Below are 17,034 nucleotides of genomic sequence, written 5' to 3'. Positions count from 1 at the left end.
ACGAGAAAAATTTGCTCTATTAGCAGTCCATTTCTTCTGCTTCGTTTTACCCATAGCGAGGGTGTAGACCCTTGATCAGATCCATCTGAAGGGACGCGATCGCATCCATGATGCCGTTGCCTTCCTGATTTTCTTGGATGGAATCTCTGAGTGCAGTGATGTACCGGATCAGGTCTTGTTTTAATAGGGGGCGATCGTGATCAACGTTGCGGCGATAGCTCCAGACATCCCAGACAATCAATCCAATGCCTAACGCGGGATCTACAAGGGTTGATCCCCATTTAGCTGCAATTGCCGCACCTCCTTTGGCTAAGAGCTTAGAGCTTGATTTGGCAACTAAACCAGTGACAACTTTAGTTCCTGCGCTGGCAGCAGTTACAGCAAGAACTTTAGTGGTGAGACTGCCAGTCAGAGCACTGCCCGACAGCCCTAGCCCTTCAGTTCCGGTATTTGCAACAATTTGAGAGAGGTTATCCAAGTGTCGCTCCCAGTCTTGATCGGCGACTTGATAGCGGCTTTTGATGCTGGAAAACTTTACACCAACTGCTGAAGCATAATTTTCGGCAGTGCGATCGATGACATCTTTTAAGTCAGCCATCGCTTCTCGATTCAACACGACTTCGGCAAATTTCCGGTTGATGTCTTCTTCCATGCGTCTTTGAAGAATCTGATTGGTATTCAGCTGTTCGGCTTTTTCCTCTTTGGTTTGGAAGATTTTGAGCTGAGAATCTAATTTGAAAGCCATCCATGCGAACGGCACACCGAATTCAGTCGCTTTCTGATGCAGAAAATTGAAGTACCAATCTAGAAAGGGATGCTCAACTCGGTCAATGCGTTTCTGTGTCCAGTGATCCAATTCCCTGCTGACAAACTCCTCTGTGCTTTGACTCACATCATTCAAGGAGTTGACAAGCTGTTGGTCGATTTCTGACCAGTTATAGTCTATGTCGGTGGTTACATCTCCTTGTGTGGAAGCTAATTGGAAGCTCTCATTTGCTAATGCGACTGAAGATGGCAGTAGAGCTAACCAGAGCCAGGTGGCTAATAGCAGAACTCCTACAACTTGTTTTGAACTATTGAAGAATTTCATGCCATGTCCTTCTATGGTTTAGCTCCAGCAAAAGATGCTTGGGCATCCTTTACTATGTGAATCGACCTTAAGATTTCTTCGTCAATTTTGCTGGTAACGGTCATGATTCCGTTGGTTGGATTTTCTAGAACGGATTCTTCAACTTGAGTAATATAGTCGATCAAGTTTTTGCGAAGAATGGGCTTTTCAATGTTGGCAGTGTGATTGGTATCCCAGACATCCCAGAGAAGGATACCGACGCCGACGGTAGCATCTAGCAAAGTACCTCCCAGCTTTGCGGCTAGCGTGCCACCCGTTTTGGTAGCGAGTTTGGCTCCAATCTTGGTCGCCATTTTGCCAACAACAGCACTTCCAACTTTAGGAAGTAAGGGCACGATGAGAGGTTTGAGGGCAGCATAAGCTCCGACTGCTGTCATTTGCTTAAGGGGTAATGCAACTGACTTTCCTTCCATGCCAGGTATAGCAATGGAGGTTTCGCGCAGGTAGCGATCCCACTCAGCAGCAGACATATCACTTTCGATAGGGATTTGGTTGAATTCCTGTCCCAGTTCACGAAGGTAGGCTTTAGCGGTTTTTAGGGTAATATTTTGCAGTTGAAATTCGGAGATTTGAGGAACGAGAACTCGTTTAGCAAATTCTTCCTGGAATTCTCTGGTGATCTCTTCAGCAATCTTTTCTTGAGGGGAAGGCTTGCTGGGGTCGAGCCATTGTTGGAATTTTCCAGAAATGCCTGTAAAGAAGCTTTCGTATTGGAGTTGCTTTTGATGAAAGTAGCCAAAGTACCAGTCTAAGAAGCTTTCGTCTAAGCGTTGAGTTAGCCCGTTAGCCCAATCATCTAGTTCTTTGCGGGCAAAAGCCTCCGTTTTAACATGGGCGTTCCGCATCTTGTCTTTAGTGAGACGCTCGAACTGATCCCAGTTAGCTACAGGCTGCGGAGCCTGAATTGTGGGGTTAGGGGTGGCATTGGTCTGAACGATCGCAGGTTGAATTGGTTTCTTAGGGAGTGATTGCACCATAAACCACTGACCAATCATCGGAATGATCACGACGACTAGGACTATCGCCCAAATCCAAGGAGCAATGCGCTTAGAAATGCTGAAAAACTTTCCTAAAGCCCCAATTGGTTTTGCCGCTGGGCTATTCTCTGCAACCAGTGTGTCGAGTGAGGTAAAAAAGGTAGGTTTTTGCTCACCTAAGACAGGGTCGATTTGCCAAATGCAAAAGGGAGTTTGCTTGACTTTGACATAATTCTCGAACTGCTGTTTGAGTGCTTCTGCTGCAATGCCTATTTCTGACGCACGAGCTTGAATGCGTCTTTCAATCGTTTCCTGATCACCTGCTAAGAAGTTACTGAACCAAACAGCATTCTGCTCATCGTAGGGAAAGAAATCAATAGTTTTCCAGTAGGTAACGCTGCTTTCTTGGCATCGGTAGCGTTCAAGGTCTGCCAGAGCCGGTTGAGGAGTGATAGAGGTTATCATTCGTAATTCTGTTTGGCTGGAGTCGTGATGCTGTTAGACATTGAGAGAGACAATATGCCCTACTTAAAATTCCCTTTATAGGAAAAATGTATACAGGACAAAATTAAGTAGTCCCATATTCGGCATGTTCACGTACATGAAGCAGTAGAAGGGGAGAACAAGGTTAGAACAGGTCAAGTTGTTCTTTGTCGGGGGGAATCAGGTCAAGTTGCTTTTGGCTAAGGGGTGTTTGTGGGTCGGCTGTGTTAGTGTTCGCGGCAACTTTACGTCGGGGGGTGCGACCTAGTTTTTCTTCATCTGCCCGTTCCTGGTTAAGTTTTAGTAGGCGGGCGAGAACTTCATCATGAACTTCTTCGGGCCAGCGGTAGCGCCAGGGTTTCTTGCGTTTGCTGGTGCCTTCGTCGTCTTCGTCTTCGTAGTCGAGCAGGAATTCGCAGTTGGTGGGGATGTCTGTCCAACCGTAGGCATCGAGGACGGCACGATCCATTTGGGCATGGAGTTCGCGCAGTTGGAGGATGTCGGGGTTGGTTTCGTCGGGGTCGTGGAAGCGGTTGTAGGTGGCGGTGAGTCCTTCGTTGTGGCGGATCATGAGATTGGCGCGGAAGTCGTAGTAGGTTTTGCCTGCGGCTTCGAGGATAGGATTGTCTTCCCAGTCAACTGGAAAGGGAAAGGTTTCAAAGCAGTCGGAAGGACGATAGCCTTGTCGATCCTCAAGTGTTGAAGAAGTAAAACGTACCCAAACTTCATGCACTCGACCTTGAATAATTGAAAATGCACTGTCTGGTAAAGCAAAAATTACAAGATTTTCGCTGTAAACCATACGATTGGGTAAAAAGGTGAAAGCATGATGTTTACTTGTTCTAGGTCTAGCTAACACTCGATCACACTGGGAGATCGCTTTAACTAATGCCGGTCGTTTGTCTGCATATTGCCACCAACGTTGAGGTAACGGACTCCGTAAAACAAATTCCCCTTTGCTATTAGTGCGAGTTCTGTCTGGCTTCACTTTTTGCTCAACGATTTCCATTAAGTCTGGCCATTTCCTCGCTTCCTCTTCGTTAAGGTCAAAGAAGTTAATGGCATAACGGTGATGAGCATGAGTCGGGCTGCTATTGACTTCGTCACCACCAATGTAAGGAAAAATGCGTTCTGCGTTACGAGGGTCTTTTTCGATCAGACGGCGCATTTCCGCAATCGGTGTTGCCTCAGGATTGGTGTCGTCAAAGGTAAAACCCATTCCCAAAACAATGCTGCCCTGAAAACTCTTGTTAGCATTTGCTAGCAACACTGCTGGATTTTCGTGTCCTCCATCGTGAAACAGAAATGCTGTAATCTTCTCCAATAACTGGTTGTCTAAAGTTTTGAAACCGTCATAAATTCCTTTGAAAACATTCACCACGCTTACAACTACTGCTGCAAGTCCAGGCCATTTGACTCGTTTTTGTGCGTTGTAAATCATGCCCCCGTTTTGGCAAATAAACCGCAAACCAGTACTCCGAGTATCTCCTTGAGCAATGGTATTGGTGGCAATCAACCCAAATGCGCCATTTTGGCGAAGTAGAGTGAAAGCTCGACGGAAGAAGTAAGCAACTAAATCGCCATTCTTGCTAGCTTCTAGGCAAGCGTTAAAGATCCATTCCTGATACTCTTCACCCAAAGCAGACTTCATCTTTCTTCCACCAATGAATGGTGGATTACCTACGATCGCATCAAAACCTGGATTCTCTCGCTCAAATACCTCTGGAAACTCTAATTCCCAGTTGAACGGCTGTATTGCTTTAGTTCCCGTTGTTAATCTGGCAGCGATCGATTGAATCTCTGATTCATCTATCAATCCCTTCTCGTAGCCAATCAACTTACCGCCAAATTCCTCACGGTATTTCTGCCGTTGTTTGGCGTTGTCACCCACAAAGAAAGAGGCGACTGCGATTTTTGCAGTTAATCGAGCTGGTTCTAAGGCGCGCTCCACATCTTGCAATAACGCCTGTTTGGTTTCTGCATCTCCATCCGATCGCGTATCCGATATTTGAATCTGCTGCCGAAACGCCAGTGCCTTCGTTGCCGACTGCTTCATTAACCGTTTGTGGTCTTCAAAAAACGTTGGCTCATAGGCTGCACTTGCCCCAAAGCTACCAATCTCCGCTCTGGTCAGCCCCACCAACGAATCCCCACACTTCAGAGCATGATCCAAAAACGTAAACGGCAAATCTTTTGCCAGCGTCACCAACCACAGCGACAACCGCGCCAGGTTCACTGCAAACGGGTTCTTATCTACTCCATACAAACACCGCTGCGCCACCAATCGCCGCGCCACCACCACATCTTCCACCGTCTCCGGCAGATCCGCTGGCTTCCCGTGATGATTCCAGGCTTCCACCAGCTTGTCTGCCAACTGCCGACAGGCTTCCACTAAAAACGCCGCCGAACCCATCGCCAGATCGCACACCTTCAGATCCAACAACTGCTCTGGTGTGGGATGCTCACCTAAATTCTTCAGCACAGGTTCCAACGTCTTCTCCACGATCGGCTGCGTCAGCTTTCGGGGCGTGTAGTGAGACCCCGATCGCCGCCGTTCCTCTCCTGGTTGCAAAAACAAACTGCCTGTTGCCAACAAATTCGGGGTTCTGGGTGACACCCTACGACCGATCGCTGCCACGATCGCTTCTGCTGTGGTTGCGTCCTTTAACTCCTTCAGTGCTGCCCCTTTCAGGTCACACTCCGCGTTTTTCAGTATCGTGGCGCGATCGACTGGCTTCGCTGCCAGAATGGCATCCACATTCACCACCACATCTTTAGACCGCACAGCGAGCGATCGACCGTGGGCAATCTGCACTTCATAGCCCATGATTGCCTCATACACCGAGCCAATCTGCTCCACATCCAGCGCCCGGTACGAAAGCCGCTCCCCATCCAAGAGCAGCAGCTTGTCCAGCATCCGGTAAACTACCCCATCTGCAATGCGAGGCGCTTCCAGTCTGCCGTAGGTTGCAAACTCGGAATCGATCGGACGACCTTCGAGATAGGGGTAGGCATCAGGGTCAAACAATTGCCCGTGCCGCGCCGGGAGGTACTCTTCCGTAGCACCGCCGCCGTCGTAAACCAGGCGAAACAAACTCAACAGTGCTGCCCAGGCACCGTACCGCTGATCCATTGTGTCAGGATAGTTGCCTGCATCCTCTCGCAGCTTTTCATAAAGTCCAGACACCGCATAGTGGCGCTGATACACCTCATCGTCAGGCATTAGCCCTTCATCTTCGGCATACAGCAGAAACACCAAGCGCATCAGGGTAGCAATCAGCCCACCGTAGATATGTTGCGGGTCAGTTTCAGCTAACGCACTGAGCAGTCTGCCATTAGCTGCTGCATCAGCCGCTTGGAATCCTCGCAACAGTTCCCACAGCGCATCTAAGACCTGCCCCGAAAGTTTGGTAGAGACCTCCGCCTGATAGCTGCGACTATCCTCCAACAGTCGGCTCAGACGTTGATTCTCCGGCACATTGAACAGCCGATCTTCACCCAGCAGTAAATCGAGCGCGCCTAAAATCAAGCGACCTGGCACTTCCGTCATTGCCTGCACCGGGAAAGTCAGATGCCCAGAAGATTCACCCTTCGGCGCATAGACCAACCGAATTTCTGTGCCATTCACCAGCAGTCCAGCATAGACTCCCGTTTCCCGCAGCAACCGTTCAAACTTCGCCTGATAACTGGCTTGCCAACCCTGCCCCGTAGCGGTCGCCGGATCATCCTCATCAAAAGACAACCCTGGTGCAAGTTCCCGAATCAGCAAAACCCATTGCTCACTATCAGGGTCACGCACGGCATAAGTCGGTCTGAGCGTCTCCCCATAGCTGAGCAACGCGACCGCTAGCTCCTCTGGTAATGCCTCCTGCCCAGACGTACCCACCAGGTCCCGATCACGCCAACCTAAAACCTTCTGAGTAAACGCTGAAACGTTTTCAACCCAGGCAATGGGTTCATTCTTATGACGAGCGATCGGAGCTATTGAAACAACTGCTTGTAAGCGCTCTTGTAAATCAACCAGTTTGCCGCGATCGATCACCGCCTGCGCCTTAATCAGCGCTGGCGGCGAAACGACCAGACCCACTGGCTGAAGCAGCCCAAGCCATTCTTTGTGTCGGAGGATATCAAGATCAGTTGCCATTTTCACTTCTGCTCTCTCAGGCATTTACTGGGGCGTAATCCACATGACGGAGAAGAAAGTTTGTCTCTCCTATCTGGCTAGGGTGCCGACCGAACCACAAGCCCGGTTCTACTTCTCTCTCAACCGAGACCCTAACTGAGATATCTGACTCAGGCAGTAGTAATCTGTAACTCTTACCGGGACTGATATAGTCCTTAATCTTGGCCTCTAAAGCCTTCTGAGCTTTTCCATTGGCACCAGTCGGCTGGATTTGCAGATCATCACCAGACATGGCAAAGACGTGGGTACCTTCCTCGTCTTTCCAAAAGACATACCCTTTCAAACTCGGCTGAAGGGCTGCAAACTGGGGCTTAACATCTTGCAGTTTTAAAAATTCAGGGTTTTGAACTTCTCCAGAGGTTTGTCCGAAATCAATGATTTTCTCCCACCACTTCATTGACTGCAGACAAACTTGCGCATGACGTTTAATCTCCTCGATCGAGGGAAGATTCGCGATCGCTTGCTGGTGGCTTTGCATTTTGCTGCCAATGCGCTCCTGCCGACGGGCAACATCGGCTGGATTATTCTGCATAGCCAAAAGGATCAGAGCTTGCTCAAGCTTAAGATCAGCGGCGATGAGACCCACTAAGCACTGCATATCGTGAATTGCCTGAGAGCCATCAGACTTCAGTAATTCAGCCGCATTACGTGCACCCTTTTTGCCATTTCGAGATTTGGCTTGCTTGGCCTTTTCCCTAAAACTTTCTACCAGCAGCCGATTTCGCTCTAGTATGGAAAGAATACTTTTTTCAACGAGAGCTAAGCGATTGCTGGCATCGGCGGTAAAAACGCCTGTTTGCACTCGCTCTTCCAAAATATCATCCAGGACATTGATGGCGTAGTGTATTTCGCCTAGAATCTGAGCTTCTTGCCTGATATGAAGTGCCTGTAGTGTGCGCTCCATATTAGCAAGGCGCTGGTTGATTTGGTTAAGCTGCTGGGTGCCCACAATCATGTGCAGGACTTGGAATGCTAGAACTGGAGCCAGAATAGGCAAGGTAGAAGCTTGAGCAAACCGGAGCTGGCCAACGAACTTACCCCCTGTGGCGCTAACCGTTCCGATAGAACCCGTCGCCGTTTGAACCATCTTGTAAGCGCCGTTAGCAAGGCCAGCAACTAGCTCCGGTGGCCCTATCACCCTCATGAGCTGACCAGCTTGCAACCCAGTCGCTACTAGAGATGAAGTAGCACCAAGCTGATCCACGATCGCAGAGCTAAGTTGGCCTTGATGCCAAGGTTTTGATGAGTGCAGGCTCAAGCTTCGGAAATGGTCAATAAGAGCCTGGCTTTGTATCGGCGAGTACTGCAAAAGGGCACCCACCGACTGGCCTTCCTGGTTCTGCAGCTCAGTGAACGAAGCCAAATCCTCTGGGACGGCTTGGGAGGCTTCAATATCCCAACGGCGATAGCTGACAACTTCTATAGCCACGTCTTCAGATGAGGCTTCACTTTCAGAGATAGTATCTGTTTCTGAATTGGAAGTTGCCAGAAAAACTGCTTCGTAAGCTCGTTTCCAATCATTGAGCCTCCCTAGTTCATGGATTTCATTCTCCTGGGCAAACTGCTGCCACTTCTCGCTCTGTCGCAGTTCAAAAGAGGAATTGGCCTCAAAGTGGGCACACAACGCTTTCTTATAGTCACTTAGCCGCATGTCTTCCATAGCTTTCCCCTAATTTGATACTGGCCACAAGTACACAATTCCCACTGGTTCAATGCGTTCAGCCTTGACTTGATACGTCTGCTGAATGCGTTCTGGTTCACGTAAAATCTCTGTTCCTAGCTCACCCAAACGCTTCCCCCAATGTTGGTGATCGGCATTGATTTGCCGCATTTCATCAGCATTGAAGAGGGATAACTGTTGAGTTTCGTATTGTTTGACCTGTTTCAAAATGCGATCGCGTTGCTCCTCCAGCAGCGTCTTCATTTCTGCTGCTTCCTTTTCACCCCGTTGCTCCAGCTTGCGTTTAGCGCGATCGGTCAGTTCTGTGGCACGGCGCTCTAAGTGAGCCAACAAATCCTCCACATCGCGGGCCGTATGAACTTTAAGCTTTTCGACCAGTGCGGGTGGCACTTCCCTTAGCCGGGGATGGGCCAACGAATCTTCCAGGATTTGCAGCACATCTTTTTTCTCGCCTTCACTTAAGGGACGCAGCCGCCCTCGCCCTCTAGCTTCTGGATCAATCCAGTCTGCCGCCACTGAGATAATTTCGTCATGGAGTCGAGCTGCGCGATCGCCATACAGCGACAGCCTGCCCAAAATAATCACCCGTGGAATGGGGTCATCGGTGCGGCAAACACAGGCACGGGTCAACTCGTCATGCAGAAACCCTTGAGAGAGAAACCGCCCCAGCAATCGTTGGACGATGCGATGCTCTAGATGCAAGTGAACAACCTTGCCGTCAAGGGAACCAGGATCGCGGAAGACCACGGGACGAATCGGTGCTTCTTTACGCCAATCCCAGAGCTTTTGCGACTTTTGTCGCGGCGACCGTAGGGTATCCAGTGTCGTTGCCCAGGTTGGATCGGCTCCCGCTTGCTGATCTAAGGCTGGAACAGACCACTGGCTGCGCTCCTCATCATCTACTGCTGCCGCTGCCTGCAAAGGCTTTAGTGGTTCAGCACCAATTAGCTCTAAGGAAACGGATAAGGTATCGCGGAAATGGCGATCGTCCAGCCCTAGCCAGAGTTTGGAATCCCTCAGCATGGTTTCCAGTTCCACCTGCTGCTGCCGTAATTTGTCTTGCCGTAGTCGAATCGCTTCTAACTCTTCCTTAATCGCACCACCCTTATTTTGGGACTCCTCATCTGCTTGATCGGCTGCATTAATCGCTTCCGTTAGCTTCTGTACCTCAGACTGCCGGATGCCCTTGTCCAGTAGCTGGGTCACATGCTTCTCAACGACTGGTGACAAACTTCCCAGGTCATCCTGGATCTGCTTAGTCTTCTTCACCAATACATCGAGCACCCGATCCTCTACCCGTTGTGACAACACGAAGTAATGGCAGCGAACAGTTGCTTCCCGTTGAAGTTTGCGGTCAATCCGCCCATTGCGCTGCTCCATCCGGCTAGGGTTCCAGGGCACATCGAAGTGGAATAAGTCCGCGCAGTAATTCTGAAGATTGACCCCTTCCCGTGCCGCATCGGTCGCAATCAGAATTCTTAAGGGATGTTGAGCAGGGTCAGTATTAAAAGCCTGTTTGATGTATTCCCGACGCTCTTCCCCCATGCCGCCGTGGAACGTGTCAATGCGGTCGTGCTCTCGGTGCGAGTTAGCAAGGAGGCTTCCAAGCTGCTGCTCCAGGTAGCGCTTGGTATCGGTGTACTCAGTGAAGATCAGCACCCGCCGATGCAGCCACTTTGCCCCCGGTGTGCCCAGGTCAGGACAAAGATGCTCGCGTAGCCATTGCTCCAGCTTTTTAACTTTGCTATCTGGTTGGTGACGCGCTTGCTCAGCAATCTGGGTCATTGCCTCCAACAGGTCTAACTCTTGTTGCGAGATGGCCGCACTAAAAGCTTGCGTTGCCTTTTCCATTTGAGAGGCTTCTTCATGCAACACTTCGTCTTCATCTAGGTCTGCCCGCTCGTCATCTGCACCAGGAGACTCTTGCAGCAGTGTGAAGCCTCTCTGGTTAAGCGGGTGCTGCTCTGCTTGCCGTTCAGTTGCCTTCCGGTGCACTCTCAACGTGCGGGCAAAGGCTTCGATCGAAGACAACAGACGCTTCTGGAGCGAAGTCATCACCAGCATGGCAGTTGTTTGGGTTGCTCTGGGAGCATCCTTCAACCGCTCTTCGCGGCAGGAACGGTACTGCTGGAGCAACCGAGCCAGCTTCAATTCAGGCGCATCATCTGGCAAGCCATGAATAACGACAGGAATGACTTGCCGCAAAGGGAAGTCAGCACTATTAATTTCTCGCAAATCCTGCTTGAGCCGTCTCACCATCACCGCATCGAGCAGCTTTTTACTGCGAACGGGCACACCTCGGCAAAACCGTTGTGGGTCTAAAATTTCCAAAAGGGCAGCAAAGCTGTTGGAGTGGCCGTTGTGAGGGGTGGCAGACAGGAACAGCTTGTGTTCAAATCGAGGTGCCAAATCACGGATTGTACGGGTCAATTGAGAATCGATCGCGTAGCGAAAAGCACCGGCTGGAGCGGCATTATGGGCTTCATCCAAAATCAGCATCGATCCCGCTGAAAAGTCTTGCAGCCAGTCACGCAACGGTGCCGCATAGACTTCGTCCCGTAGGAGCGAATGGGAAATGATAAAGCGTGTATGGGTTTTCCAGGGATTGATACCATACCCCCGCTCTCGCCGCTTGGCTGCAACAAAGTCGCGATCGTAAATGATAAACGTGAGACCAAAGCGACTTTCCATCTCATCCTTCCACTGCCTTACCACTGAGGGTGGACAGGAAATGACCACGCGCTTAATCTTCTGCCGCAGCAACATTTCGCGTAGGATGAGACCCGCTTCAATTGTTTTGCCGAGTCCCACGTCATCCGCTATAAACAGATTCACTCGTGGCATTCTCAGCGCCTTTCGCAAAGGCTCTAGCTGGTATGCCTTGACCTCAATGCCAGCACGATAGGGAGCCTGAAACAGCTTCGGGTCTGTGGCGGTAACACAATTCCACCGGAGAGCGTGCAGGTAAGCCGAAAAGTAACGGGGATTATCAAAGCCGCGACTGGCAACCGCTTCCCAGGATGGGGATTCCAAGACCTGCGCATCAATCTCCCGCTCCCAAAAGACCTCTAGCGGAGCGCCTTGAGCATCATCCTCAAGACAGGCTAGACGAACTCTGGTGTCACCTGCTGACAAATTAGAAGGGATTACGTCTTCAACGAGGTATTGGCGTGAACGCACGCGAATAATTTGCCCCGGTTCGAGTAGCACTGGTGGCATGTTGTTTCTCTATACAAGCTAATCGACCGCCAATAAATTCAGTCTCAAACAGGGAAGACAAGCCTTTTATGCTTTTTCTAAAGTTTGACTGGTTCTAACTTAGAGAACCCACCTTTACGCAAGAAAAAACAAAAGATTGCCATATCCTCATGATGGCAGTCACAATAGAGAGTGGCAAGTACAAAGTGTACGTACAGGTGGAGTGATGATGGGACGCAAAGGGCAGTCAATGACGCTTTCGGTGTCAGAGCAAGACAAAGCTCAGTTAGAAGCAATTGCTCGTGAGCAGGGAATGCTGTGGGGCGATCGCCCTAATATTTCCCGTTTAATGGAAGCGATCGCCCGTCGAGAGTTATTGATTGGTCACAACAACGACTGGTCAGAAATGCGGATACGCGCCCTGCAGCAAGCCATCCGTTCGTTGGCTGATACAGGTCAAACCGACGCGGCTCAGCTTGTGGCTAGTTTGCTTTTAGAGCGCAGTGAACTAGCTATGCCGTTACGCAACGAGATTGAACGTTTTCTGGACACGCCCATAGCCCCTTGGCGCACTGAGATTGACCAATATATCCGTCGCCAGATCCCCTTTCGACTGACCTACCAAGATGCCGCCGCTCGCCTTTTGACCTTCAATATTAGTTTTGCCCGCATCACCTTTTATGAGAAACGGCAGTATTTAGAATGTTGGTGCGAAGAAACGGATAGTAACCGCGACATTTCGTTCTTACAACACAACTGGACTTTGCGCTTAGACCATATTCCCGATGCCGCAATCAGTACCACTCGTGCCAATTGGCGCGAGCAATTAGATGAACTCGAAGTCGAAATTCACCTCTTCGGCGGATTGGCTTTTGCCTATCAGCCACGCCCTGAAGACCAAGTGATTGAGTGGTTGGAAGATGCTCCCCAAGTTCGTCGTGTTGTAAGGCGCATCAGCAATACCTTCTGGTTTTTCCGAGAGCTTTTACCCTATGGCAAAAATTGTGTCATTGTAGCGCCGCCAGAAGTGCGCGATCGCTTTAGAGAAGAAGTGCGATCGCTCTATGAGCATTACCAAGATTGATGCCCTTCGATATGGGTTCCTTCCCTCTCCCTTATGCAAGCACGCTACCGCAGACGGAAAGCCTACCGCTGTCCCTAGATGCTTACAAGCCTATCCATAACTTTGACCCTCGAGCCGAATTTGTTAGAACTGTAAACTTTAGCTCGTCACTGCCTTTCAACTAAGTTCAAGGCTGCGAATCTACTTTATAAAAAATGCCTTTTTGGAGAAGTCCGGGGGGTTGCGATAATAGCTTAAAACCCCTGATAGAAAGGCATTCTGAACCAGTGAACCTGGCTCGAAATGAGGGCAGGTGAACACTATCAAACCCAGTTGAATAGCTCTTAGGCACAATTTATTCTGCAAAAGCTAATTATGAGTCTGAACCCTACTTCGGCTCCACAATTCTTCCAAACTGACTAAAAATTTCACCAAACAGATCAGTGTGAGGACCAAAATAGACAAAGGCATTACCGTGAGTTGGCTGCTTCGGCTCCCCGACTGGGCTTACAAACTTAATACGATGATCAGTAAGGCAGATAGCGTAATGCCAAAGAGGTTGAAACCATTTCTCAGCCGTTTGAGCATTAACAAGTAATATGCCTTCACTCAGGTTGCCTGCCTCATATTCCTGAACCATCTTACGGCTCCAAATTGCCTGGTTACTTTGTGACCCAGTTTTGCCATAAGGCGGATTGACGAATACGCGCCCATCCCAAGGATATTCAAGCCCATTATCAGCTGAAGTCATATATCGACGTGCCTTGATTGTTGCCTGCGCTTTTTGGCAACTTGCTGGATCGAGATCAATACTCCTTAAAACTTTTCGAACAGCCTCTACATAGATTTTAGGAGTGAACCATTCTGGGCTGTTGCTGCTGTGAATACTGTCGATATGCGTCATCTGTTGACCTCCAATTCTGATAATTCCACTAAAGTTGGCTGAGAGTCATTAACCCACAACACTTCCGCCGCAGCATCTTGGATGGCTTGAACAGTTCCAATCCATCCATACCTATGACGCTTTCGAACCTGATCACCCACAGCTATGGGCCTAGAACAGTTAACGGGCTCGTCAGTTGCGGTTTCTTCAATAGCTTTTGTAGTTAGCAATTGAAGAGCAGTTGAGACAGTTTGAGATAGTTGAGAGACAGTTTGAGATAGTTGGGAGACAGTTGAAACCCCTTCTGAGCAAGGCTGGGGGATAGCTGGAGACACTTGAAAGGGGGGATTCTTGCTTTTTGCTCATACTTATTCCCATTAGCCTTCAATTTTGCTTCACCAAGATTCTGTAAACTTTGAGGCTCAAACTGTCCCCAACTATCCCCTTCCCCCTCTGTGCAAGGGTTTGAACTGTCTCGATAACTGTCCCCCAACTGTCTCTGAACTATCCCCAAATGAGCCGTAACATCAAAAGTAGTCATGGCGGGAATGGTGTAGTAATAATTTCCGTGACGCTTCCCTTCAGACCGCTTACACCCTAATGCCTGAATCGCGGGCGCAAATTTAACTGAGCTTTTGGGTTGATGCTGGTTTTCTCTACACCAGTGTGTGTAGCTGCTGTAGACATCTCCTGCTTTGATGCTTGCTTTACCTTCCGGGAAGACGGCGCACAGAAATCTAAATTCAGGGTTATTGGCTTCAAAGCGTTCGATACTCATGGCTGCCACAGCCTGAATCGTACCTGCCGTTAAGAGCCGTTGTTTCATCTCGCTGGCAGACATCGAGTAACACCAAGCAAAGATGCCTGGTAATTCTGCCTCCAGCTTTTGGGATAGTTCAGTATCAATGGTCTTGGGTTGCTGTCGAAACGGAATAATGGTGAGCCGCCGATCCAACCCCTCGGAGCCATCGGGAACGCCGATAAAGGCATTGTAGGCTCTGATCACCACCACCCCTAACCGCGTTGTGTAAGTGTCTTGAAACAGCTTTTTCACTTCCACGGGCTCATTACTGACTACCTTGTTGTAGTTGCCAATGTTGCTCAGAAACCCCGATGCATCATAATCAATGGCTAGATCCTTATCAAGTAACCGCCCAAGTCCCACATCGGTTTTGAATGTGTCAACACTGGCAGAACCAATATTTTCAGAGCCAACGAGATTCGTTAAGACCTCTAGCGTTGTCCCCTTACCTGTTCCTTTCTGTCCCAAAAAGTCAAAGGACTTCTCAATTTCAGCTTTACGATCGCGGGCTCTGGGCAAGGTGGCATAACGGAAGATTGCCCGGATAAGTTGCACCCGTTCCTCATCACCCTCCATTGCTTCAGCAAGGAAGCTGAGCCAGGTTGGACATTGCGCTAAGGCATCAAACGCATAAGGACGTAGGCGGATGAGCCGATCAAAGGGGTTGTGCGTCGGGATAAATTGCTTCAAACCAAGCTCTAATGTCCCATTTTGAAAGGCGACTTTGCTGGAGGAACTCCAATCTTGGTCACGCACCTGAAGTCGCGATTTCAGTTCTCTCACAACCGACGTGATTAAGCCAGAACTACGCTTTTGCCAGTTTTGAGCGTCCATAAACCGGGTCAGGTCGGCCTCAAATTCTTCGAGCGTCTTCAATTTCCAGTGAGTACCCTGCCATTCATACCAGCCGATACTCGGGCGGTAGGCCCACCGTTCTTTCAGGACTGCCCACACCATCAATGCTTTTAGATGGCTTTGCGGTTCTTCTAAAGTGAGAGAGCAAGAATATTCCTTTTGCTTGTTGCCCCGTGCATCCTTAACCTCGCGTTCTTCTATTTTTACTGGCGTGGGCTTTGCCGCTTTTGCTAAAATCTTGAGTGCCTCAATGCCATGTCTGATGACAAAATCATCCAACCCGTTTTTGGCCCCATCTACCTCATTTGGTAACAGAATGAGATAAGGGATAGCTCCATCCTGCTTGAGTGCTCCAGCTCGTTTCGCTAAAGCCATCTGAACGGGTATTTTCTCGATAATGTCTGAATCAAAACACTGGTTCACTCGCCGCGTTGCCCATTTGATGATTGTTAGTTCAGGCAATGAACGAGAGGTGTCTAGCTTGTGACCTGTTTTGCGATCGTATCGATCAACCCAAGCGTCAACGCCGGCAAAGGCGATTACAGGCAAACCATTAGCACTGCCACAGTCTGCTTTTTTCTCTCCCTCGGTTTCCCAGAGGTCAGTTTTGGTTGACTTGAGCACCTTCGTCCAGTTGGGATACAGGGGAGAAAAATAAGGACGGCAACCCTCACGTTTAGGACTCAGATACTTGGGACTTTCCTCAGTTTTACGCGTTCCCCAGTCCGGTTTAAGTCGGTAATAGGGTTGGCCATCCTTCTTAAGATAGGGTCTATTGGCGGGGTCATTGTACGGAAAGATTAACCCTGGCAGGGCGATTCCCACTAGCTTTTTGGCAGTCGCTGCATCGGCTGAGAAATGACCTACTTTTTTGATCTGCTCTTCACTAAGCCCACTGGCTTCTAACTCTTTACGATGGGCTTGTGTTAGCGATTTGGCAAAGAGTTGAGTACAATGAGATTGAATCGATTCATGATGAACTGAGCGATCGTGAGAGTCCACCCCGCGATCGCTTTCGCTTTTTGAATTCATTAGCTAACCCTCCGACCACGCTTTTGGGTTTGATTAGAAGGGAGCGAAGTCAAATAAGTTTCGATCGCTCGCTGGTGTTCCAGAGAGTTTGCTCGATTGGCGATCCAGTCGAGAATTAAGGGCAAGTTATATAGTGTTAGCCGTTGATTAACCCGTTGCCAGTGAATGCCTTCCTGTCAAATGGGTTGAGTATTTCTCTGCTTGCTTCCTAAACGGTATTGCTTAAAGGTTGAAGCAGAAATTCCAGTTAACTCTGACAATCGCCGACCTTTCACGAAATTTACCATTGGAGTACGTAGTTGTCTTTTCTACCCCAACGATAAGAGCTGTTTGTCTAAGCAACATGAAAACGACTTTTCCTCTGAAAAGCTTATGGAGAAGTCGTTTCAGAGGTAGGTTTATCTTTCTTCTTCTTTCTTCTGCCCTGTCGCTGTAGCGTGTCGCCAACGTAAATCCTAGATCGTTCATCGATCAGCCTAGTTACAAAGCTTTGCCTTGCTTGCACATATGGCCTGTAAATTTCTTTTCTAAATGCATCGTCTAAATCAGCTATTTTCACAGCTTGATTGATTACTTCCCAGGTAGTCGGGACAGCCTCGCGATCGAAAGGATTTTCACAGCTTCGTAAGAAAGTGTTTGTAAATGCTGGTTAAGCAGGTTTCAAGTTCCTCGTTCGTCGGTTGTTTGTTAACCGCCTCAGCATCAACCGAATCATGACCACATAAACCATGCCTTCATGATTTTCAGG

Annotated in this window: 8 protein-coding genes; 1 reads left to right on the top strand and 7 read right to left on the bottom strand. The window is 49.2% G+C overall.

Annotated elements, in window-relative coordinates; all coding sequences use genetic code 11:
* Nucleotides 1–46 precede the first annotated feature (46 nt).
* The 5 genes from H6F86_RS03875 to drmD all read right to left on the bottom strand — a co-directional run bounded on the left by H6F86_RS03875 (nucleotide 47) and on the right by drmD (nucleotide 11,672).
* Nucleotides 47–1,090, bottom strand: coding sequence for a hypothetical protein (locus H6F86_RS03875; RefSeq protein ID WP_190446797.1), 1,044 nt, complete (start codon nucleotides 1,088–1,090; stop codon nucleotides 47–49).
* An 11-nt stretch (nucleotides 1,091–1,101) separates the two neighbouring features.
* Nucleotides 1,102–2,571 (bottom strand): hypothetical protein, encoded by a 1,470-nt coding sequence (locus H6F86_RS03870; RefSeq protein WP_190446796.1) that lies wholly within the window; start codon nucleotides 2,569–2,571, stop codon nucleotides 1,102–1,104.
* 163 nt (nucleotides 2,572–2,734) lie between these two features.
* Nucleotides 2,735–6,733: a DNA methyltransferase gene (locus H6F86_RS03865; protein ID WP_190446795.1), complete on the bottom strand. Its 3,999-nt coding sequence runs from the start codon at nucleotides 6,731–6,733 to the stop codon at nucleotides 2,735–2,737.
* Nucleotides 6,734–6,749: 16 nt separating this feature from the next.
* Nucleotides 6,750–8,432: a hypothetical protein gene (locus tag H6F86_RS03860; RefSeq protein ID WP_190446794.1), complete on the bottom strand. Its 1,683-nt coding sequence runs from the start codon at nucleotides 8,430–8,432 to the stop codon at nucleotides 6,750–6,752.
* A gap of 9 nt (nucleotides 8,433–8,441) precedes the next feature.
* A complete protein-coding gene (gene drmD, locus H6F86_RS03855) occupies nucleotides 8,442–11,672 on the bottom strand; it encodes a DISARM system SNF2-like helicase DrmD (protein WP_190446793.1) in 3,231 nt (1,076 codons plus the stop codon).
* 136 nt (nucleotides 11,673–11,808) lie between these two features.
* Here drmD and H6F86_RS03850 point away from each other — a divergent pair, with 136 nt between their 5' ends.
* Complete coding sequence (locus tag H6F86_RS03850; RefSeq protein ID WP_242033351.1) at nucleotides 11,809–12,735, top strand: WYL domain-containing protein; 927 nt, start codon at nucleotides 11,809–11,811, stop codon at nucleotides 12,733–12,735.
* Nucleotides 12,736–13,102: 367 nt separating this feature from the next.
* Here the strand turns inward: H6F86_RS03850 and H6F86_RS03845 are convergent, their stop codons facing one another.
* Nucleotides 13,103–13,618, bottom strand: coding sequence for a DNA N-6-adenine-methyltransferase (locus H6F86_RS03845; protein ID WP_190446792.1), 516 nt, complete (start codon nucleotides 13,616–13,618; stop codon nucleotides 13,103–13,105).
* Between the two features lie 202 nt (nucleotides 13,619–13,820).
* Entirely contained in the window at nucleotides 13,821–16,286 is a 2,466-nt protein-coding gene (locus tag H6F86_RS03840; protein WP_190446791.1) for a phage/plasmid primase, P4 family, read from the bottom strand.
* Between the last annotated feature and the right edge of the window lie 748 nt (nucleotides 16,287–17,034).

It is taken from the genome of Phormidium sp. FACHB-592, from assembly GCF_014695795.1.
Lineage (GTDB): Bacteria > Cyanobacteriota > Cyanobacteriia > Leptolyngbyales > Leptolyngbyaceae > Stenomitos.
This window is presented reverse-complemented; position numbering and strand designations above follow the sequence as displayed.

Excerpts from the sequence above, each read along its gene's own strand:
- H6F86_RS03875 (WP_190446797.1), bottom strand. The coding sequence starts at position 1,090 with ATGAAATTCTTCAATAGTTCAAAACAAGTTGTAGGAGTTCTGCTATTA.
- H6F86_RS03870 (WP_190446796.1), bottom strand. The coding sequence starts at position 2,571 with ATGATAACCTCTATCACTCCTCAACCGGCTCTGGCAGACCTTGAACGC.
- H6F86_RS03865 (WP_190446795.1), bottom strand. The coding sequence starts at position 6,733 with ATGGCAACTGATCTTGATATCCTCCGACACAAAGAATGGCTTGGGCTG.
- H6F86_RS03860 (WP_190446794.1), bottom strand. The coding sequence starts at position 8,432 with ATGGAAGACATGCGGCTAAGTGACTATAAGAAAGCGTTGTGTGCCCAC.
- drmD (WP_190446793.1), bottom strand. The coding sequence starts at position 11,672 with ATGCCACCAGTGCTACTCGAACCGGGGCAAATTATTCGCGTGCGTTCA.
- H6F86_RS03845 (WP_190446792.1), bottom strand. The coding sequence starts at position 13,618 with ATGACGCATATCGACAGTATTCACAGCAGCAACAGCCCAGAATGGTTC.
- H6F86_RS03840 (WP_190446791.1), bottom strand. The coding sequence starts at position 16,286 with ATGAATTCAAAAAGCGAAAGCGATCGCGGGGTGGACTCTCACGATCGC.